Raw genomic sequence first — 22,454 nt, forward strand, 5'->3', positions numbered from 1 at the left:
CATATACTAAAACATTTTGCCCCCTGTGAAATAAATTGTTATTTTGTGCAGTTATAATGTGCACCATGCTGAAAAACACCTTTTTCCTTATACTTGCGGTAGCTTTTACCCTTACCGGATGTGCCAAGCGCGGCACCATATCGGGCGGTCCTAAAGACACCATAGCCCCTTATATTATAGGCAGTTACCCTAAAAACATGACTACTAATTTTAAGGGTAAAGAAATACACATAGACTTTAACGAATACATTAAGGTTAAGGATATCAACAAGCAGCTGATTATATCGCCACCGCTTAAGTATCAGCCTACTATAACGCCACAGGGCAGCGCCAGCAAGTTTATAGAGGTAAAGATTAAAGATACCCTGGAAGACAACACTACCTACAGCCTTAACTTTGGCCAAAGTATAACCGATAATAACGAGGGTAACCCCTACTCGCAGTTCCGGTTTGTGTTTTCAACCGGCGATTATATTGATTCACTGCAGGTTAACGGCGGTATAAAAGATGCCTTTAACCGCACTCCCGATAACTTTGTAACCGTAATGCTGTATGAAGCCAATGAGGCGTTTAACGACAGTACTGTGTATAAAGAACGCCCGCGCTATGTTACTAACACACTGGATAGTATGACCAACTATTCGCTGCAAAACCTTAAGGAGGGCCGCTACCACATCTTTGCACTTAAGGATGCATCTAACAACTATACCTATGACCCTAAGAGCGACAAAATTGCTTTTTTGGGCCGCGCCATAACCATACCTACCGACAGTACCTATGAGCTGAAACTCTTTAAGCAAAAAGGTGATTTTAAGCCTTCTAAGCCCGTTATTGCCACCAGCAACAGGCTGTTTTTGCCTTATGAGGGCGATGCACGCGGGGCTACCGTAGTGGTTAAAAATGGCGCGGGCACCGATGTTATACCATCAAGGCTTACCGCCGAAAAGGGCAAAGACTCGTTAAACATCTGGCTGCCAAGGGATATTGTGCGCGATTCGTTGAGTGTGCAGGTAACACACCGCGACTCGATAAAAAACTTTATGGTAAAGCTTAAGGAAATAAAAGCAACCGACTCGCTAACCCTTGATGCCGTGCAAAAGGGCGGGTTAAACTTTAGGGACAGGTTCACGCTGAGGCCGTTAACACCGCTTACTGCTATAGATTCTACCAAAATATCATTGATAAATAAAGACTCTATAGCCGTGCCCTATAGCTATAAGTATGATGAGTATAAGCAGGAAATAGTGTTTGATTTCCAGAAGGAAGAGGAAGAAAAATATGTGTTTACCTTTATGCCCGGCGCTGTAACCGACTTTTATGGCAAGCAGAACGATACCACCTATTACAAGCTCAACACACGGGTATATGTAGACTATGGCAATATTTTTATCAAGCTGCAAAATGTAAAGCGTTTCCCACTAATCATACAGCTTACTGATGAAAAGGGAGACACTAAGGCCGAGGCATTTAGCGATGGCGCTACCGAAATTAATTTTGAATTGCTGGAACCCGCAAAGTACTATGTAAGGTTAATTTATGACGACAATAATAACCGCGAGTGGGATACCGGCGATTACATGAAAAAAATCCAGCCTGAAGAGGTTTTTTACCGACCTAAAGAACTGGATGTAAGGCCCATGTGGGATTACGAAGAAATTATTAATGGAGACGGCACATCGGGCAATCCCGGTGGCTAATACTGTAGTGTAAAACTATCCCTGTCGTTTAAAAACGCAAATTTGGCGCGGGTTTCCTCAAGCATTTGTTTGCTTAATTCAATAGTAAACACACCATCTGTTTCCTGTGGTTCAACAATATAAGCACCTAAAGCATCCAGCACCTGGCTGTGGCCGCTGTAGGCATGGCCGTTGGCATCCTGCCCCACACGGTTTACCCCTATGGTATAGGCAAGGTTTTCTATGGCACGGGCTTTTAGCAGGCTGTCCCACGCAAAAGTGCGTATCTGCGGCCAGTTGGCTACATACAGCAATAAATCATAGCCCTCCGTATTCCTCGCAAATACCGGGAAACGCAGGTCATAGCACACCAGTGGGCATATTTTCCACCCTTTATAGTCTACAATAAGCTTTTCAGTACCGGCGGTATAATGCTTGTCCTCCCCCGCAAACGAAAACAGGTGGCGCTTGTTGTAGGTTTTTATTTCGCCGTCAGGCAGTACAAACAACAGGCGGTTATAGTACTTGTCATCTTCCTCAATAACAAGGCTTCCGGTTATGGCACATCCTTTTGAAACAGCAGTTTGTACCATCCACTGCACGCTTTCCCCATCCATGGTTTCGGCTACAGCCGAAGGGTTCATGGTAAAGCCGGTGGCAAACATTTCAGGCAGTACAACAAGGTCAACCACCTCATTTATAGCGTTTATCTTCTCGGTAAAAGCAGCACGATTGGCCGCAGCGTCTTCCCAGGCGAGAGCGGTTTGTATAAGGGATATTTTCATTTGGTTTCTTTAGCCACTAATTTCACGAATTTTCACGAATTAACATCTAAACACACCCTACAAATTGGTGCTAATTCGTGAAATTAGTGGCTATAAACTGCCTAAACAACAAAAGCCCCCGTAACCAATCGGGGGCTTTCAAATAGAACTAACCTAAAACTCTAATTTATGAATAACTAATTATTCCGAAAGTGTAAATGTTGCCTTTAGCTTATCAATAGCTACTTCAAAATCGCCTGCTTCAAGCAGGGTTTTGCCGTCGCGGCCCACATAGCTAAGGTCTTTAGGTGTAAGCTCAAAGCTTACGGTTTTGCTCTCGCCGGGCTTGAGCTCAATCTTTTCAAAACGGCGCAGGCGCTTAACATCAGGCGTAACGCTGCTGGCATATAAATCGCTGGTAAACAGGTGTACCACTTCTTTACCCGCAACTTTTCCGGTATTGGTAACCGTTACGGTAACCGTAATGTTCTCACCTTTTTTAATAGCCGGTTTGCCCAGCTTCAGGTCTTTATATTCAAATGTGGTATAGCTCAACCCATGCCCAAACGGGAACTGCGGGTTGTAGTCGGCCTCATAGTTGTATACACCCTCTGCCTTCTTTTGTTCCTCGCTGGGTTTGTGGATGTACCCAATGGTTGAGTTAGGATACCTTGGGTAGGTATACGGTAGCTTGCCGCTGGGGTTTACATCGCCAAACAGTATATCGGCCAGTGCATCGCCGCCAAAGTTGCCCGGCAGGTAGGTTTGTACAATACCCTTCATTTGTGGCTCAAATTTGCTTATAACCCTCGGCCTGCCTTCGTTAAGGACAAGGATAACCGTTTTGCCTGTAGCAGCAATTTTTTGGGCCAATTCGGTTTGCAGGTCGCTCATGTACAGGTCGTTCATGTCGCCAGGCTTTTCTGTATAGCTGTTTTCGCCAAGGCACAGCAATATTACATCGGCGTTTTTGGCAGCAGCTATGGCCTCATCCATCTGGTTGGCAAGCTCATCATAATAATGGCCGTCTTCCTTGTAACTCACACCGGGAACGTACGTTACATTACCCTTGCCTATCTTATTCTGAACCGCCTCAAGTATCGTGTTGTACTTACCGGCGTGCAGCTCTACGCGGTCGCCCTGCCAGCTGTAGGTCCACGCGCCGTTAAGGCCGCGCATGGTGTTGGCGTTAGGGCCTGTAACCAGTACTTTTATATCTTTCTTTAGCGGAAGCACACTGCCCTCGTTCTTCAGCAGGGTAATGGCCTCGGCAGCCATGTCATAAGCCGCTTTTTCGTGCTCTTTGCTGCCAAATTTAGGATAGTCCTTGTAGTGGGTATTCGGTTTATCAAAAAGGTTCAGTGCATACTTTACTTTCAGTATACGCCTTACGGCATCGTCTATCCTGTCCTGCTTTACCTTGCCTTCTTTTACCAGTTCAATTAAATTATCACAAAAAACCTCATACTGGTAGGGTATCATACTCATGTCTATACCTGCGTTAATGGCAAGCATAATGGCTTCCTTATCGGTGGCGGCAACCCTGTCGCGACGGTGCAGGTTTTCAATATCTGCCCAGTCGGTAACCACAAGGCCGTTAAAGCCCAACTCTTCTTTAAGAAGCTTGGTAAGGATGTTATAGCTGGCATGCACCGGAACCCCGTTGATAATGCCCGAATTGATCATAATAGTATGTGCACCCGCATCAATGGCTGCCTTGAATGATGGCAGGTGGTATTCGCGCAGTGCATCTTCGCTGATGTAGCCGGGCGTACGGTCTTTACCCGAAATGGTGGCATGGTAGCCCAAAAAGTGCTTCATGCAGCTGGCCAGTTTGTAAGGGTCGGCAATGTTGTTGTCTTTCCCTTCATAGCCGTCTATCATGGCAGCACCAAGTACTGAACACAGGTAAGGGTCTTCGCCGAAGCTTTCCCACATGCGGCTGAATGTTGGCGTAAGGCCCAAATCCAGCACCGGGCTAAAGTTCCACGGAATGTTGCTGGCACGGGTTTCATAAGCTGTTATTGATGCTCCAAGCTCGGTAAGCTTAGGGTTGCGTGCGGCACCCTGGGCTATTTGCTGCGGGAACATGGTAGCGCCATCGGTATACGTAGCGCCGTGTATCTCGTCTACGCCATAAATAACCGGTATTTTGTTTTTATCGGTTTTAAGCGATGTTTTCTGGATGGTGCTGATAATCTCATACCACCTTTGCGGCGTAAGCGCCCTGTTTGCCGAGGTGTTAAGGATCGAACCGATGTGGTATTTATCAAAAACATCCTTCATTTTTGCAGGATCAAGCTCAAAAGGCTGATCGGCCGAATAGCGGTTTTTGCCTTTGCCAATAACGTCGAGCGTTACCTGCGCCATTTGGCCCACTTTTTCCTCAAGGGTCATTTTGGCGATAAGGGCATCAACCTTTTTATCAATATCTGCCTGGCTTTGCTGGGCATTTGCCGTAAGTGCGGCACCCAGTGCAAGGCTTGTAATAACGGTACTTAAAACGTGTTTCATGGTTAATTAAGAACAAGTGTAGCTACAGCGCCGGGCTGTAAGGTTATAGTGGTTTTCTTATTTTGGGCATTTACATCTACTGTTTTCACAGTTTTTGAGGTATTCTGAATGATGGCTACAATCTTGCCATCAGGCGTTTTGTAGGCCACATTAGGCAGGCCATCGGGCAGGTTGCTTTCTACACGTACCGACCCCGGCCTTACAAACTTGCTGGAATGCGCAATGATGTAATAAGCGGGTTCACGGGTTACCTTATTTCCTGAAATAGTCACGGCGCCCAGGCAGCGATCGCACCCGCCACGATCGGTATGCGGATCCTGGCGCTCATCTGCCGCAAGGTTCCATTCCAGTACAGTTTTACACCAGTTGCGCGGTGCGCCTATGGTAAGGGTTTCGGTGTGCCAGGTGAGCTCTTTTTCAAAATTTCCGGGGGCACCTACCCACTGCTCAGTAAAATACAGGTTCTTATCAGGGTGCGCATCATGCACGGTAGATATGGCACTTACCTCACCACCATACATATGGAATGCCGAACCGTCTATATACTTAGCCGCTTCTTTATCATTCAGGATGCTGATAGGGTAATCAGGCCTGTCGGCATTGTGGTCGTAAATAATAATCTTTGTTTTGATGCTGTTCTTTTTGAACTCCGGCCCCAGATGGTCGCGCACAAAAACCTTTTGGGCTTCGGCAGGCATCAGCAGGCTGGGGTTATTGCCCGGATGCAGCGGCTCGTTCTGCACCGTAATGGCATCTATGGTAATGCCTGCCTTTTTCATTTCCTGTATGTATTTTACCAGGTATTTGGCATATACACCATAATATTCAGGCTTTAGCGAACCGCCACGGGTATCACCGTTATCCTTCATCCACACGGGTGGCGACCATGGCGAACCCAATATTTTTATATCGGGGTTTATGGCCAGTATCTCTTTCAACACCGGTATCAGGTACTTTTTATCATAGCCCAGGTCAAACTTCTTTAGGTCTTTATCGGTTTGCCCTGCGGGGATGTCATCATACGAAAACACCAGCTCATCAAGGTCAGACGCGCCAATACTTACCCGCAGGTAGCTTACGCCTATCTGCCCGTCTCCGGTACCAAAAAGTTCTTTTAGCAGTTCCGACCTTGAGTCGGCGCTCATTTTTGCAATGTGCAGTGCGCTGCCGCCCGTAAGCGTATAACCAAAACCATCCATACTCTGGTAGGTTTTAGACGGGTCTATAGTAACAGTGGCCTCTGCGGCCTGCGTTGCGGTTATGGCCTGTTCTTCAAACAGTACCGACTTATCAGGCATGGTAACCCAAAGCGATGCGTTGTTCTTTGTTTTTTTAGATGTACCGCATGCGCCCAATAGTAAAACTACAGGCAGGGCAATGGCGGCTAATCGAAATTGGTTCAGCATAAAAAATCAAATAATTTCTGAAAGCTAAAGTACAGGCAAATGGCTTTTAAACGAAAAAGAGCGCTACACTTTGGCTACACCATTACTCACAGTACCTACTCAAACTATTACCTTTTTTTTGTAGTATTTTGTTTTTCAAACTAATAAGAAATTTTTTTTATTACGTTTTTTTATACTTTTGTAATCAGGCTGCAACATTTCGACACGGTTTTTATAACGTTTTCGTACTGTGCCTTTATCATGCTAAACGATGCAAAAAAGATTCCTGTATTTTATTTTACCTATACTTTTCCACATCATTGCTTCTGCACAAAGCAACAATGTGCAGCTAAAAACCTACCAAAAGCAGGAGTTTAACGCCGATGCCGAGTTTTGGGTAATGTGCGAGGATAAAGACGGCGTTTTATATTTTGGCAATAACGATGGCGTTCTGGTTTTTGATGGCGAACACTGGCACAAACTTATTTTACCCAACAATTCGAGCGTGCGCAGCCTTACAACGGCTAAAAACGGGACGGTTTATGTGGGTGGATATAATGAAACAGGCACAGTTACCAAAGATGCCACAGGCCAATACCGCTATACATCGCTTACAAACACACTACAGCTGGACGGCCGCAACATTGAAAACCTTTGGGACATACAGCCTTTTGGCAATAAAATACTGTACCGCGCTTACAATGAAATCATTGTAACATCGGGTAAAACAGCAACGCGCATACCGGCATCATCGGCATTTATGTTTTCGGCCATGGTGGGCAGTAATTATTATGTACAGGAAACCGGGCACGGCATATTGCGCTACAACCCTACCCAAAACGAGCCTGTGGTGGTTTTTGAGCCTCAACAGTATAACAACGAAGACCTTACCGCCCTGCTGCCCGGCGATGCACCCGGCCAGCTGACAGCCATTACCACGCAGGGTTCTGTTTACCGGGCTGATACGGCAACCGGAACTATGGCGATTATTACCAACATTTTTAACGGCGAGGCAAAAGACTATGCATCGGGTGCAGTAAAGGCCGGTAACGGGTGCTTGTACATTGGCACCATAAGTTCGGGCATTGTGCTTGTAACGCGTGAAGGTGCTGTGCTGCACCACCCCGCCATGCTGCAACAGGTGCCTGATGGCGTTATACACCAGGTTTTCCGCAGTAACGATAACAACATTTGGGTGTTGCAAAACAACGGCATTAGTTATATTGACTTCAGGTCGCCCTACACGGCGCTGTTTGGCAAGGCATCAGTATATGATGCATTGGTACACAACAGCACCCTTTACCTGGCTACCACGCAGGGCATTTATTATGCGCCGTTTAACCCGGCGGCACCGGCATCGCCCAACGATTTTAGTAAAATACCCGGCATAAACGGACAAACCTGGAGCATTCAGCTTTTAGACGGCGACATTATCGCATCCCACGATACCGGCCTGTACAAAATTGAGGGCGAGACTGCTACTAAAATTGCCCCCGAGGCAGGTTTCTGGAAAGTAACACCCGTAGCAGGCAAGCAGGGGTTGTTTTTGGCATCGCACTACAACGGGCTTTATTTGTTGGAAAAGCAGGGAACAGAATGGATTTTACACCCTAAAATCAACGGTTTTGATGAGTCGGCGCGCGATATCCTGGCAGGTGATGAACCCAACACCTACTGGATTTGCCACGGCTACCAGGGTATTTTCAGGATTCGCCTGAACCAGAATTATAACCGTGTTATTGCCGTTGACCATTTTACCAACAAAAACGGTCTTGAGAATTCGTTTAACGTAAACGTGTCGCGCTGGCAGGGCAAGGTGGTGTTTACCACAAACACCGGCATTTATACTTTCAACCTTAAAACCAACCGCTTTGAGCCCCATACACAACTCAACAGCATATTAGACCCTACTAAAAACACCCGTAAACTGATGCAAAGCGGCAACCGCACCTGGTTTGTACAGGACGACGAGGCAGGGTATTTTTTTACCAACGACAAAAAACCGGAACTGCACAAAGGCCTGTTCCTGAACCTTAAGGGCACGTTTAACCGCGGTATGGAGTGCCTTGCGCCACTACCGGGCGATAAAATGCTGTTTGGCACCTCAAACGGGTTGTTTTTGTATACTATTGAAAACAAGTCGGCTACAAGCGGCATTAGCACCCTGATTACCGGGATATCCTATTCTAAAAAGAAGGAACACAGCAGCCTGCCGCTTACCGTTACAGGCACCGAACCACAGGCCATACCTAACCAAACCGACATTATACGTTTTGATTTTGCCGCCCCTAAAATGACGCACGGCACACAAATTCAATACAGTTACATACTGGAAGGCCTTGACCAGGAATGGAGCCCGTGGCAAAACCTGTCCTACAAAGAATATACACACCTGCGCCCCGGCACCTATACCTTTAAGGTTAAAAGCCGCAATACAGCGGGTTTACAGGGCAAAGAGGGCAGCTACAGGTTTACCATTCCGCCCAAGTGGTACCAGACTACCGTTGCCTATATTATTTATGGTGTGTTGGGCATCCTGATTATTTTAGGGATACGGTACTTAGTAAAGCGCCGCATCCGCCATGAGCGCATCAAGAGCCGCCGCGAGGCCGAACAAAGCAAGAAACTGCTGGAACTGGAACTGGAGCAGCTTAAGCTGCAACGCGATAAGGAGGCCATAAACCGCGACAAGGCCGTGCTGGAAGAAGACGTGATAAATAAAAGCAAGCAGCTGGCCAACTACACCATGCTTTTGGTGCATAAAAAGGACATTTTTAACGAAATAACCGACGACCTTAAGGAACTGAAAAGCCACCTCCGCAACGAGGAAAGCCGCAAGAAACTGCTGGAAATTTTCCAGAAACTGAACCGCCACCAGATAGGCGAGGAATATATGGAGGTGTTTGACGTGCATTTTGAAAAGGTGCACCACAACTTTTTTGAGCGCCTCAAGCAGCTTAACCCTGAGCTGACCAAGCGCGAGCTGCGCCTGTGCGCCTTTGTGAAAATGAACCTCAGCAATAAGGAAATCTCGCCGCTGCTGGGCATTTCGCTGCGGGGCATTGAGAACGCAAGGTACCGTATCCGTAAAAAGCTTGGGGTGGCGAGTGAGGATAATTTTGCAGCATTCTTAGAAAATACAGACAGGGAATCGGAAGTCATTTAATTTTTGCCACTAATTGCACGAATTTCACAAATTTAATGAAATGAATTTGTTAACGTCTTTTATTTCTCCGTGTAAAGGACTGTATATTAGTGTCAATTCGTGAAATTCACAGCTCAAAACCGCATCCTCCTAAAAAAAGCTATCTTTGTAAATATAACAACAAACTTCGAAAAAGTTATAAAATGGAAACACTTACCGATTTCGGCATACAAAAAGCCCTTACGCAGCTGGGCATTACAGAAATAAACAAGGGTACCTCAACCGGCCTTGAGAGCTTCTCTAACGGCGAACTTATAGCATCATACTCGCCTGTAGACGGTTCGCTTATTGCGAAAGTACAAGGTTCGACTAAAGAAGACTATGAAACTGTAGTGGCTAAGGCGCAGGAAGCCTACAAAACCTGGAGGCTTGTACCGGCACCTAAGCGTGGCGAAATTGTACGCCAGATGGGCGAAGAGCTCCGCAAGCATAAAGACACCCTGGGGCAGCTTGTAAGCTTTGAAATGGGCAAGAGCCTGCAGGAAGGCCTTGGCGAAGTGCAGGAAATGATAGACGTCTGCGATTTTGCAGTAGGTGTATCGCGCCAGCTGTATGGCCTTACCATGCACAGCGAGCGCCCTAACCACCGCATGTATGAGCAATACCACCCGCTGGGCATAGTGGGCATTATATCGGCGTTTAACTTCCCGGTAGCGGTATGGAGCTGGAACTCTATGCTGGCCTGGATTTGCGGCGACGTGTGCATTTGGAAACCATCAAGCAAAACGCCACTGTGCGCCATTGCCTGCCAGAACATTATGAAAACCGTGCTGGAACGCAACAACATACCGGAAGGTGTTTGTAACCTTATTACCGGCGAAGAATGTAACGAACTCATAAACAACGATAAGCGCATACCGTTGGTATCGTTTACCGGTTCTACACGCGTAGGCCGCCACGTGGGCCAAACGGTTGCAGGCCGTTTTGGCAAAACAATACTTGAACTGGGCGGTAACAATGCCATTATAGTGAGCGAGCACGCCGACATAAGCATGGTGCTTGTGGGCGCTGTGTTTGGCGCTGTGGGTACTGCCGGACAGCGTTGTACTACCACACGCAGGCTTATTGTTCACGAAAGTGTGTATGATAAAACGGTTGAAGTGCTTAAGAGTGCTTACAGCCAGCTGAAAATAGGCAACCCATTGGACAGTAACAACCACGTGGGTCCGCTAATTGATAAAAATGCGGTGGAGCAATACCTAAACTCTATTGAAAAAGCCAAAGCCGAAGGCGGTAAAATACTGGTTGAAGGCGGCGTGGTTGAAGGTGAAGGCTATGAAAGCGGCTGCTATGTTAAGCCGTGTATTATCGAGGCCGAAAATCACTTTGAAATCGTACAACACGAAACCTTTGCCCCAATATTGTATGTAATGAAGTACACCAATATTGAGCAGGCTATTGAAATGCAGAACGACGTTCCGCAGGGCTTGTCTTCATCAATCTTTACCAACAACATGCGCGAGATGGAACTGTTTTTGAGCCAGCAGGGTTCTGACTGTGGTATTGCCAACGTAAACATTGGTACTTCGGGTGCTGAGATAGGCGGCGCATTTGGCGGTGAAAAAGAAACCGGCGGTGGCCGCGAGAGTGGTAGCGATGCGTGGAAAGCCTACATGCGCAGGCAAACCAACACCATTAACTATGGCACCCAGCTGCCACTGGCACAGGGCATTAAATTTGACCTATAACCTAAGCGATTTTGTTTATATAAAACGGCTGCTCTTTTAAAGGGCGGCCGTTTTTGTTTTGCAGGCATGACAAATATCATACCCTAATGATTGTAAGGCTTTTATTTTTGCTTCAAATTAAAGCAATAAATATACGCCTTATGTTTGTAGTACTGGTAACCGATTTAAAAAAGAAAGCACACGAAACCCAGATGGGCAACTTCTGGAACAAGATGTACAAACAGTTTAAATCAGGCAAAGCCGAAATGCTGTATTGCTGTAACGACACCAGTGCCGACAGCCTCATCCGCAAACACGCCCGGCAGGCTGACCGCTTTAAAACCTATATTTTACTGCCTGTAGATGCCGAAAAGGAAAAGCCATTAACAGACACCGTTGCCCACATCCTTAAAAAGAGCCTTAAGAAGATTATTTTGGAAACTACCGAATGCTATGAGGTGGTGGTAAACCAATAGGGGTTAACCAAACAATAACACTTGGTTAGCATTTTGTAAGGGTAATTTACTGTACTTTAGTTTAATGAAATGCGCCCAAAACATAAAAGGCACCCGCACAATGTGCAAATGCCTTTTAAAAACACCAAAAACAAAAATTTTTAACTAACCTTGTTGTAATTCCTGGAATTAGAAACAATTCATTACAATAACGCAGTGCACGGATTGTGATTGCATTAATTGTCATAATAAAATGTTAATCTTTGTAAGGTGATAGTGGCGCATATAAATGGGCATTTGCTAAAAATGAGTACTTTTGATGCGAAAAAACAAACTATTACAGGATGAGCGATAATCCAAAGTTTGCAGTAATTGGCGGCGGAAGCTGGGCTACTGCCATTGCCAAAATGCTGTGTTCTAATGTAAACCAGATTGCCTGGTATATGCGCAATGAATATGCAATAGAGCATTTAAAACTGCAAAAGCACAACCCAAACTACCTTAGCTCGGTAGAATTTGACATAAAAAAACTGCTGCTTACCAACGATATTAACGAGGCCGTTGCACACGCCGACTACATTATATTTGCCATACCCTCTGCCTTTTTAAGCGCCGAGCTGGAAAAACTTACCGTAAGCCTTAAAGACAAGGTTATTTTTAGCGCCATTAAAGGTATTGTGCCCGAAACAAGCCTTATTGTGGGCGAACACTTTCATAATGAATATGATATTGATTATGATAACATAGGCGTTATAACCGGCCCGTGCCATGCCGAAGAGGTAGCCCTTGAGCGCCTTTCGTACCTTACTATAGCCTGTGGCGATGAGCAGCATGCCAAAACCATGGCTAAAAACCTCAACAGCCACTACATTAAGACCAAGATATCTGACGATATTATTGGCACAGAATATGCTGCAATGCTTAAGAACATTTATGCCATTGCCGCCGGTATTGCCCACGGCCTTGGCTATGGCGATAACTTTCAGGCGCTGCTGATGAGCAACTCCATCCGCGAGATGAAGAAATTTATACGCAAGGTGCACAAAATGAAGCGCAACATAAACGACAGCGCCTACCTGGGCGACCTATTGGTTACCGGATATTCGGTATTTTCGCGCAACAGGATGTTTGGCAATATGATAGGCAAAGGCTATACCGTAAAAAGCGCCATGATGGAAATGAGCATGGTGGCCGAGGGGTATTATGCCGCCAAAAGTGCCCACAAGCTTAACGAGAGCTACAAAGCCAAAACCCCTATTATAGATGCCGTGTATGATATTTTGTATGACGGCAAAGAGGCAAAAAAAGTATTTAAAAAACTTACCGAAAAACTAAACTAAGCCATGGAGCACGACCACTTAATAAACCATCCTGTTGTTTTGGGCGCCTTTGGCGTGGTTATACTTATCATGCTGCTGCTGGACCTGGGCGTTTTTAATAAAAAGAGCCATGTGGTGAGCAACAAGGAGGCACTTACCTGGTCAATAGTATGGATAGGCCTTTCTATGGCGTTTAGCGGCGTTATTTATTACACGATGGACTTTGACTCGTTTGCACGTTTTCAAAGCGCCTACTGGATAGAAAAAGCCCTTTCTGTAGACAACCTGTTTGTATTTATAATGGTCTTCGGGTTTTTTAATGTGCCCAAGCACCTGCACCACAAAGTGCTGTTTTGGGGTATTATAGGCGCGCTGGTATTCAGGGCCATATTTATTTTTACAGGGGTTGAGCTTATTAACCTTACCTACCTGCCGGCCATGGAAATATTTGGCAAAGAGGTAGAAATTAACGTAGTGCTTACCCTATTCGGGCTTTTCCTTATAGGTGCCGGTATAAAATCATGGGGTGCAAATGAAGATACTGACGAGAACAAGGACTTTACCAAAAGCCCCGGCGCGCGTATAGTGCACAAATTTTTTAAGGTATCTGAAAACTACGACGGCGATAAGTTCTTTACCATACAAAACGGTATAAAAATGGCTACTCCCCTGCTGGTTGTGGTAGCCGTTATTGAGTTTACCGACCTTATTTTTGCGGTAGATTCCATCCCGGCCATTTTTGCCATAGCGCCGGATGACCCTTTTATACTGTACACTTCTAACATATTTGCCATACTGGGCTTAAGGGCACTGTATTTTTTACTGGCCAACTTTATGCACATGTTCAGCAAGCTGCACTATGGCCTGGCGCTTATACTGGCGTTTATAGGCATAAAAATGCTTATAAGCCCATTTGTACACATTTCTTCGCCTGTGTCTTTAGCTGTGGTAGGTGGCATACTTATTGGCGCTGTAATAGCCTCATTTGCGTTCCCGGCCAAAAACCCTGCTGAACAGGATTAGGGTTTTTGTACCGTAATCTCATCTATAAAAATAAACGCTTCGCCATCTGCACCCTGGTGCCACTGGGGTAATGTGCCGTAGTTATAGGCCTTAACCTTTATGTAGCGGGCTTTTGTGCCTTTAAGTTCGGCGCCTTCAAGCCCAAATGAATGGTCCTGCACGTTATAATCCTGCGCGGGCACTGTGTTTTCTATGGTTTTTAGCAGCTTAAATTCCTTACCATCGTTACTGGTATAAAATTCCACTTTCGTGGGAAATTCAATCCACGCGCGGCTGTCCTGCAAAAAGCGGGCATGCACGGCGCTTACCCTGGTTTTCTTTTGCAGGTCTATTACGGCCTCAAAATCCTGGCCCTGGTAGCCCTGCCAGCCGCCCATGCGCCAGTCTTCGTTACCGGGAATGCCATCAATAAGCGCTTCTGCACCACCGGCGGTATACTGCGGGTTGTAGGTTGACTTAATGCTTATGGTGTAGTTGTTGGGCTTTTTAACAAAACGGGCGGTTACCACATCGCTCTTAATGCCGTTGCGCTCGCTGTAAAAAACCACCTCATCATAGTTTTTAGAAATGGTAAGCGGTTTTTCATAAACGCTGAAAGCCTGTTTGTTGCTCCAGCGCTCTGTATACACATCGTCCTGGTTCAGGCTGTAGTAAATCACATCATTAGGTTTATCAGCCGTTAGTGTAAGCCTGGCTTTATTCCTAAACGACGGCACATTAGGCGAAACCACCGGCACGGGTATAATAGCACTATATTGCATAGCCGTCAGCTTATTTACATCAAGCTGAGATGTCCCTTCACTGTGCGTATCCCAAACTGTATCTATAAACTGAAGATTATCAGGTCCGGAAGTTTTTGTTATTGAAAAATCTGTACCATTCTCAAACTTTATTGTTGCATTGTAGTAGGGTGTTGTTGTTGCCCATTTATCAAAGCCGGGAGTAACCCTGTAAATACCCATACTGCTCAGCACATACCACGCGCTCATTTGCCCGCAGTCTTCGTTGCCTATAAGCCCGTCAGGTGTGTTTTTATAGAAGTTGTTGAGGATGTAGTGTACTTTTTCCTTAGTCTTTTCGGGCTTGTCTACATAATTGTACAAATAGGCCATGTGGTGGCTGGGCTCGTTGCCGTGGGCATACTGGCCTATAAGCCCGGTAACGTCTACCTGCTGGCGGCCGGTGGTGGCACTGGGCGCGCTGAACATTTCATCCAGCTTGGCTTCAAATTTTTCAGGTCCACCATAAGCTGTTATCATTCCCTCTATATCCTGCGGCACAAAAAAGCTGTACTGCCAACTGTTGCCCTCGGTAAAATTGTTGTTTATTTCGCGCGGGTCAAACGGGCTTTCCCATCCGCCGTTGCGCTTGGGACGCATGTGTAGTGAACTTTTATCAAACAGGTTTTTCCAGTTCTGGCTGCGCTTCATAAAATACCGGTAATCGTCAGTATGTCCGGTCATTTCTGCCATTTGCGCAATACACCAGTCGTCATAGGCATATTCAAGGGTTTTAGAGACGCTTTCGTGTTCATTGTCAATGCTTATAAACCCGTTGCGCTTGTAGGCATCGAGCCCCAGGTGGCTGAGCATGGCGCTGTGTTTGGCCGCCTGGAACGCCTTTTCATAATCAAAGCCTTTTATGCCTTTAGCCATAGCATCGGCCATAACGCTGACTGAGTGGTAGCCTATCATACAGTCGGTCTCATTACTAGCCAGTTCCCAAACGGGCAGGCGGCCGCCCTGCTCATACTGTGCCAGGAAGGTGTTAATAAAATCAGCGGTACGTTTCTTTTCGATAAGCGTATACAGGGGGTGTGCCGCGCGGAAGGTATCCCAAAGCGAAAACACGCTGTAATAATCAAAGCCTTCGGCGGTATGAATTTCATTATCCCTGCCGCGATATTGATGGTCTACATCCATGGCAATATTGGGCTGCATCATGGTATGGTAGAGCGCGGTATAAAAAACAGCCAGCTTGTCTTTATCGTCTTCGGTAATTTCTATTTTAGAAAGGGCGGTATCCCAGGCGGTAGCGGCGGCGGTTTTGGTTTTTTCGAAATCCCAGCCGGGTAGTTCGGCTTTCAGGTTTTTGGCAGCGCCATCGGTACCGGTAGGGCTAAGCGCGACTTTTACCAAAAGCTGTTCGCCGGCTTTGACCTCTTTTCCAAAGCTTATCGCGAGAAGCGAACCTGCAAAAAAGGTATCGGTAACCTTAGCTGGGGCAAAGGCATTGTTGTTTACGGCATTTATTTTAACCGGTGTGCTAAACTCAATACGGGCATACACATACTGGTCGCGTGCCCAGGCCTCGCTACGGCGGAAAACCTCAATGGTTTTATTGTCTATAACCCGTACTTCGCCCATTAGCAGCTTGTCGCGGTGGTTCAGGTCGAGTATAATGTTGGCCTGGCCTGCTTTGGTAAACGTATAACGGTGCAGCCCCACGCGGGTAGTAGTGGTCAGCTCTGCCTTTATGCCGTTATCCAGCTGTACCGAGTAATATCCGGCGGAAGCCTTTTCGTTTTTGTGGGAGAATGTTGATGCATAGCCCTGGTTAGTAAGCTTTGGCGTGCCCATAGTGGGCATGAGCATGATGTCGCCAAAATCAGAGCAGCCGGTGCCGTTAAGGTGCGTATGTGAAAAGCCGTAAATTTTAGCATCAGAATAATGGTAGCCGCTGCAACCGTCCCAACTGCCGTCTATACGGGTATCAGGGCTCAGCTGCACCATGCCAAACGGCAATGTAGCGCCGGGAAACGTATGCCCGTGCCCACCGGTGCCTATAAAAGGATTTACGTACTGCGAAAAGTTAGTATTTTGACAATATGCCGAAATTGAAAACCCAATAACGGCAAGGATTGACAGCTTTTTCATTTTTAGGTTGATTATTTTGATAAATGTATAAAAAATAAGAAAGCCGCACATGGCGGCTTTCACTTTACTAACAGGCTTATTTTTTAGATTTCTTTTTCCCAGGCTTTTTCTTCTTCGGCGGCTTAACCAGTTCGCGCTTGTCTTTAACGCGTTTAATATGGTCGTCCATATCATCCATAAAGCGGTTGTTAAGGCATTTAAGCTTAGCCGCCTTGTAAGTTTTTATGGCCTTTTTGTACTTCGACTCCTTTTCATACAGCACGCCTTGTAGCCACAAGAGTTTGGCCTCATCTATGCCTGGCACTTTAAACCCGGCATCTATAATGTTTTGGCATTCTTCGTCGCGACCCAGGTTGAGCAGCATTTCGGCATACTTGTAGTACACCGGCATATAAGTATTATCGAGGTACAGCACCATCCTGTAATGAAACTCGGCCTGTTTATGGTCTTCAAGCTGTTCGTTATAAATGCACCCCATAAGGTAGTGCGCGCCGGTATGCTCGTCATCGGCAGCTATAACATATTGCAGCTTTTCTATACATTCTTCAACGTTATACGGGTAATTGTCCCTCGCCTGAATGTACATTACTTCATAGGTATTAATTCCCATTGTTTTAATTGTTTAATTATTATTTTTTTGCTTGAAGTCCGTACTTCGACTCGCTATAACTATCTCCCCGGGATTTCATCCCGGGCTATTATTCGCGACCCCTTCAGGGTCGGGAGGCGTTGTTATTGTGAAAGACAGGCGCAGCATGACTGCTACCTGCTATCTGCCTACTGAACACTGAACACTACCCCCTATCCATCCTCACGATTTTGGGTGTAAAGCTGCCCACCACATCTACCAGTTCGCTTTGCTGCGCCATGACTTTGTTGATGTCTTTGTAGGCCATTGGGGCTTCGTCAAGGCCTGCGCCAAGAAGGGTAACCCCGTGGTCTTTCAGCACTTTCTTAACCTCGCTCATGGTAATGTTTTGCTTGGCCTGCGAGCGCGACATGAGCCTGCCCGCACCGTGCGAAGCCGAATTGATGCTTTCTGCATTGCCCAAACCTTTTACAATATAGCCGGGCGCCGTCATACTGCCGGGGATGATACCCAGCACGTCTTTTTGCGCCGGGGTGGCCCCTTTGCGGTGTACGATAAGCTCCTCGCCGTTAATGATTTCTTTCCAGGCAAAGTTGTGGTGGTTTTCTACCACTTTAAGCGGACGCGCACTCAGCGCCTTTGCAATACGGCGGTGAATGTCGTGGTGGCATGCCGAGGCATAATCGCCTGCCAGGTTCATGGCTATCCAGTATTCCTGGCCGTCGTGCGTGTCGAGGTCCAGCCACGCCAGGTGACGTGCCTCTTTGGGCAGCGGGGTTTGCTTCATGGCCAGCGCGGTGTAATGTTTGGCAATGTTGGCGCCAAGCCCACGCGAACCGCTGTGCGACAGTACACCCACATACTTACCGGCAGGAAGCCCGAAAACAGGGTCGTTTGCCGGTACGTCTACAATGCCAAACTCTACAAAGTGGTTGCCCCCGCCCGAACTGCCCAGTTGCAAATACGCCTTATTCTTAAGGGTTTTGAGCAACGGGATTTCGCGGAAGGCAGCGCGCTCGAATATTTCGTGGTCGGCCGGGTTTTTGTGTGCCTCGCTCATGCCAAATTTGGTATGCTCCTGCAAAATGCCCACATACTTATCTTTATGCCCTTCCAGATACGACGGGTTAATGTCATACACGGTAAGGCACATACGGCAGCCAATATCTACCCCCACCCCATACGGAATCACAGCGTTTTCGGTAGCCAGTACGCCGCCAATGGGCAGTCCATAACCGGCATGGCCGTCGGGCATAAGGGCACCGGCCTTACTCACGGGGAGCTTGAGCGCAGTGTACAGCTGCTCTTTAGCCAGGGGTTCAATACCGTTTTCGCCATAAATAACAAATGGCGCACGGGTTGGGTTCAGCCTTCGTGCCTCTGTTTTCTTCGCGGTAAGCAGGGCTTCAGCCGTTTTGCCGAAGATGCCGTCTCCCATAAACTGTTGCGGGTCGGCCAGTACTTCCTTAAGCAGCGCGAGTACTCTATCGTTGGTCTCGCGTTTGTAATGTTTCTTTACGGTTTCCAGTGCATAAGTAATTGCGTTTGTTTGCGGGAAACCTATATCAATAAGGGTGTTACCCCTCAGTTTTAATTTTGCCATAATGGTTTAAAATTTTAAATTAAGCCAAGGCGGCGCTAACCGCCTTAGCTGCAACGTGACACAAGCCACAGGATTTTGATTATGAAAAACACAATCTTTAGAACTGAAGCAGCATCTACATTAAAATCGGCATCAGAGCCAAAGCCGTAACCCGCTGCGGGCCTGTAAGGCTCATAGGGTTCAAAAGCAGGCTCCTGGCGCGGTATGGGCACCACCCGTGGCATTTCTGCCGGAGGGTTTACAGCCGGAACTACCGGAGGCACATACTGCCTGGGTTCATAATAGCTATAAAGCTCGCATGCTATGGTTATGCCCTGGGCCTTTGCCCATGCCAGGATGTGCGTTTCTGCCTCGGCAGATACATCATCGTTATACTTGGCCCTTGCCTCAACAAGGTTCATGGTAACCGGGCTCACATCAAGCGTTGCAAGCGTATCAAAACCCTCCCTGCCCTCTACACACTTACGTAGAGAGAAGATTGCAGCACGGCCTTCCTCGCAATCCAGCGCATAATCAGCAACGCAGTGGCTCATTTCATGGCCTTCTTCATACAGCGCCTCGCTATCGGTTAGCTGTATGATTTTGTAGGTTGTGCTGCCTTTTACCACCTCATAGCCGGCAATATTAGCCGGAACCCAGCCATTTCGGGCTTCTGCCTCCCGGCGTTTTGCCATTTCAAGGTGGTAATCGGCTGCCAGCCTGCTAACTGATGCCCAGGTACGGCCCTTAAAGCTGTAAGCAGCGTTGGTACGGTGCATTTCGGCGGCATACTCAACCACCAGTTGTATGGCGGCTACGTTACCCACTTCAGGGGCTCTTTTAGCAATGAAGCATATTACCTCAGCCCTGAATGCGGCGTTTGTTATTTCCTCAAGGGCGGCACTCCAGGCTATGGCCTCGGCTACAGCCGCATTAGCGCCATAACCCAGCGCCTGTGCCCTGCGGATGGCCTGCTCTACGGTAAGTGTGCCCGGCGTATTGCGGAACTCGTGCGCCATTTTTTTTGTGAATACCGCGGGAAAGGCGCACAAATCGTGCACACTATCGCCCCGGCCCAGCTGTATGTACCACAGCATGTGTATCTTACTGCTTTCGGCAAACACATATTCCATAAAGGCAGGTACTTCATACTTTGCAAACAGGTGCCTGATAAGGCTTGCCAGCTGGCCTTCTGCCGTAAGGCTGTCCTTAACCCAGGTGTTGGCCGGGTTAACGGTTTTGTTGCCAAAGGCCGCTATGTTGCCCAGTATTTCTATATAGCCGGGGTTGCGCAGTATGCCGTAGCATTTTTTGCTGAACACCACCATTAGCAACTCACGGAAAGCATCTCTCTTAAAGGCGCTGTTTGCGGTGCCCATTGCGGCAAACTGCATGGCTATGGCGTTTTCTATGCCGTTGCCTGTAGTGGCGCTGTCTGGGTTTGTATAAAGCCTTTCTACCAACGCAGGGAAGCGTATGGCGAAAGGTGCTGCGGTGTTGTGTAGTGTTTCCATGGCTTGTTGTTTTTAAAATCTGAAGCCATGGAAATACCCGGCAGCAGACTATGTTTTACTTGGTTTTATCATGTATTGTTATTGCTTTATTTTTTTAATTAAGTCCGCTTTCAGCAACGTGTAGCTACTCCCTCTCCTTTGGAGAGGGTTGGGGAGAGGCTGTTGGGAATAAAAAAAGCCCGGTCGTTAACGGGACCGGGCTTTTACCTGACGTGCAGGTGTTACTCCTCCTTTCACAAGGGAATATGCGGTCCTATGTAAGCATTGCACACGAAATCTTCGGTGCGGCCTATTGATGCTGTATGTAAAATGTGCTGTAGCATGGGCATAAAAAAACCCCGGAGCTTAGTGGCTTCGGGGTTGTATATATTTTTACAGATGATTTCTATCTAAAAAACATGGCACAATACCCCTGAGCCAGCACAGGAACTCCTGCACTTTGTAGCTTGTATATAGATATTGTGAAACGCATAGTTTTATTTTTTTTCTTGTTATTGAGCTGCAAATGTAAAGCAATTCTTTAATAATGCAAATAAAATCAGCTATTTGTATTTGTTCTAATTTTAAAAGCGGGGTTTTAGCGGGTATAAAACAGGTTGTGCTCAACATACTCCCACACTTTGCCGGGCAGCAGCGGACGCACGTTTTTACCCTCCTTAATACTGTTGCGGATAAAGGTTGACGATATCTCGATAACCGGGGCATTAACCCTATGGATACGGGCATTTTCGGCTATTGCGGGGTCTATGCTTTCGGTATTGATACGGGGGTAGACGTAGATGTCGTGGTTTTGCAAAATAACCTCATAATTCTTCCACTTATGTAGCGAATTGAGGTTGTCTTCGCCCATAATTAATGAAAACTCGTGTGTGGGGAATTTTTCCTGTAAATGTGCCAGCGTGTTTACCGTATAACTGGGCTGCGGCAGGCGGAACTCTATATCGGTGGGTTTCAGTTTTGGATACTCTTCTACCGCCAGGAACACCATTTGCAGGCGGTGCTGGTCGTTTAGCAGGGTGCTTTTGTTTTTAAGCGGGTTGTGGGGCGTTACCACCAGCCACACCTGGTCGAGCCCGCCATATTCGGCCATGTGATTGGCAATAATCAGGTGCCCCACATGTATGGGGTTAAACGTACCGAAATAGAGTCCGACTTTCATTTTTTAAGGTACTGAGGTGCTTAGGTTCTAAGGTTCTTAGTAAGATGTTGCGGGTAAAAACAATCTTCGATACTCTTAAAAAGATTGCCGCGGTCGTTCCTCCCTCGCAATGACTGACCCGGATGGGGCTACTACTCCGCCTTCGGGGGTTGGGGGGCCACAAACTCCTTTACAAGCCTGTATGCCTCTTCCTTAGCTGTATCGAGGTCGTAGTTTTTAATGATGGTATCAAACTGCGGGGCTGTAGCCAGCTCTACCGATGCCTTGGCTATGCGCATGTTTATCTTATCCTCGCTCTCTGTGCTGCGTTTTTTAAGGCGTATTTTAAGCTCATCAATACTTGGTGGCTTTACAAATACGGCCAGGGTTTCGTTAGGGAATTTCTTCTTGATGCGCAGGCCACCGGCCACGTCTATATCAAAAATTACGTTTTTGCCCTGGGCCCAAATGCGCTCAACCTCGGTTTTAAGTGTGCCGTAAAAGTTATCGCGGTATACTTCTTCCCACTCTACAAAGTCTTCGTTCTTAATGTGTTGTTTAAACTCTTCAAGCGATATAAAGTGGTAGTGTTCGCCGTGCACCTCGCCCTCGCGGGCTTCGCGCGTGGCAGCCGATACCGAAAACTCAAGGTTAAGTTCGGGGTGTGCCAGCAGGTGGCGTACTATAGTGGTTTTACCCGACCCTGAAGGCGCCGAGAATACAAGCAGTTTTCCTTTCATTGTGTTG

Annotated in this window: 15 protein-coding genes; 6 read left to right on the plus strand and 9 right to left on the minus strand. The window is 47.0% G+C overall.

What is annotated here, in order from left to right:
- The first annotated feature begins 65 nt into the window (after nucleotides 1-65).
- Nucleotides 66-1,697 (plus strand): Ig-like domain-containing protein, encoded by a 1,632-nt coding sequence (locus AM279_RS13185; RefSeq protein ID WP_054408497.1) that lies wholly within the window; start codon nucleotides 66-68, stop codon nucleotides 1,695-1,697.
- On the opposite strand, the gene AM279_RS13190 is transcribed toward AM279_RS13185, so the two are convergent.
- The 3 genes from AM279_RS13190 to AM279_RS13200 all read right to left on the minus strand — a co-directional run bounded on the left by AM279_RS13190 (nucleotide 1,694) and on the right by AM279_RS13200 (nucleotide 6,360).
- Entirely contained in the window at nucleotides 1,694-2,461 is a 768-nt protein-coding gene (locus tag AM279_RS13190; RefSeq protein ID WP_054408498.1) for an amidohydrolase, read from the minus strand. The genes AM279_RS13185 and AM279_RS13190 overlap by 4 nt on opposite strands.
- A 180-nt stretch (nucleotides 2,462-2,641) precedes the next feature.
- Entirely contained in the window at nucleotides 2,642-4,954 is a 2,313-nt protein-coding gene (locus AM279_RS13195) for a glycoside hydrolase family 3 N-terminal domain-containing protein (protein ID WP_054408499.1), read from the minus strand.
- 2 nt (nucleotides 4,955-4,956) lie between these two features.
- Complete coding sequence (locus AM279_RS13200; protein ID WP_054408500.1) at nucleotides 4,957-6,360, minus strand: glycoside hydrolase family 30 protein; 1,404 nt, start codon at nucleotides 6,358-6,360, stop codon at nucleotides 4,957-4,959.
- Between the two features lie 250 nt (nucleotides 6,361-6,610).
- On the opposite strand from AM279_RS13200, the gene AM279_RS13205 reads away from it, so the two are divergent.
- From AM279_RS13205 to AM279_RS13225, 5 genes are all read left to right on the plus strand, one after another.
- Complete coding sequence (locus AM279_RS13205; protein WP_054408501.1) at nucleotides 6,611-9,505, plus strand: triple tyrosine motif-containing protein; 2,895 nt, start codon at nucleotides 6,611-6,613, stop codon at nucleotides 9,503-9,505.
- A 182-nt stretch (nucleotides 9,506-9,687) separates the two neighbouring features.
- A complete protein-coding gene (amaB, locus tag AM279_RS13210; protein ID WP_054408502.1) occupies nucleotides 9,688-11,232 on the plus strand; it encodes an L-piperidine-6-carboxylate dehydrogenase in 1,545 nt (514 codons plus the stop codon).
- Nucleotides 11,233-11,372: 140 nt separating this feature from the next.
- Nucleotides 11,373-11,687 carry a hypothetical protein gene (locus AM279_RS13215; RefSeq protein ID WP_143090428.1) on the plus strand — a complete coding sequence of 105 codons (315 nt, stop codon included), beginning with the start codon at nucleotides 11,373-11,375 and terminating at the stop codon, nucleotides 11,685-11,687.
- A gap of 323 nt (nucleotides 11,688-12,010) precedes the next feature.
- Nucleotides 12,011-13,006 (plus strand): NAD(P)H-dependent glycerol-3-phosphate dehydrogenase, encoded by a 996-nt coding sequence (locus AM279_RS13220; protein WP_054408504.1) that lies wholly within the window; start codon nucleotides 12,011-12,013, stop codon nucleotides 13,004-13,006.
- 3 nt (nucleotides 13,007-13,009) lie between these two features.
- A complete protein-coding gene (locus tag AM279_RS13225; protein WP_054408505.1) occupies nucleotides 13,010-14,008 on the plus strand; it encodes a TerC/Alx family metal homeostasis membrane protein in 999 nt (332 codons plus the stop codon).
- Here the strand turns inward: AM279_RS13225 and AM279_RS13230 are convergent.
- From AM279_RS13230 to gmk, 6 genes are all read right to left on the minus strand, one after another.
- Complete coding sequence (locus tag AM279_RS13230) at nucleotides 14,005-16,884, minus strand: GH92 family glycosyl hydrolase (RefSeq protein WP_054410332.1); 2,880 nt, start codon at nucleotides 16,882-16,884, stop codon at nucleotides 14,005-14,007. The genes AM279_RS13225 and AM279_RS13230 overlap by 4 nt on opposite strands.
- 76 nt (nucleotides 16,885-16,960) lie before the next feature.
- The gene (locus tag AM279_RS13235; protein WP_054408506.1) at nucleotides 16,961-17,494 is read right to left on the minus strand and encodes a tetratricopeptide repeat protein; all 534 of its coding nucleotides are present in this window, start codon (nucleotides 17,492-17,494) and stop codon (nucleotides 16,961-16,963) included.
- 184 nt (nucleotides 17,495-17,678) lie between these two features.
- Nucleotides 17,679-19,076: an RtcB family protein gene (locus AM279_RS13240; RefSeq protein ID WP_054408507.1), complete on the minus strand. Its 1,398-nt coding sequence runs from the start codon at nucleotides 19,074-19,076 to the stop codon at nucleotides 17,679-17,681.
- A 44-nt stretch (nucleotides 19,077-19,120) separates the two neighbouring features.
- Complete coding sequence (locus AM279_RS13245; RefSeq protein WP_054408508.1) at nucleotides 19,121-20,569, minus strand: PcfJ domain-containing protein; 1,449 nt, start codon at nucleotides 20,567-20,569, stop codon at nucleotides 19,121-19,123.
- Nucleotides 20,570-21,146: 577 nt separating this feature from the next.
- On the minus strand, nucleotides 21,147-21,728 hold the full coding sequence (nadD, locus tag AM279_RS13250) for a nicotinate (nicotinamide) nucleotide adenylyltransferase (RefSeq protein ID WP_054408509.1): 582 nt from the start codon (nucleotides 21,726-21,728) through the stop codon (nucleotides 21,147-21,149).
- A gap of 131 nt (nucleotides 21,729-21,859) precedes the next feature.
- A complete protein-coding gene (gene gmk, locus AM279_RS13255) occupies nucleotides 21,860-22,447 on the minus strand; it encodes a guanylate kinase (RefSeq protein WP_054408510.1) in 588 nt (195 codons plus the stop codon).
- Nucleotides 22,448-22,454: the final 7 nt, after the last annotated feature.

The sequence above is a fragment of the Flavobacterium akiainvivens genome (genome assembly GCF_001278115.1).
GTDB lineage: Bacteria > Bacteroidota > Bacteroidia > Flavobacteriales > Flavobacteriaceae > Flavobacterium > Flavobacterium akiainvivens.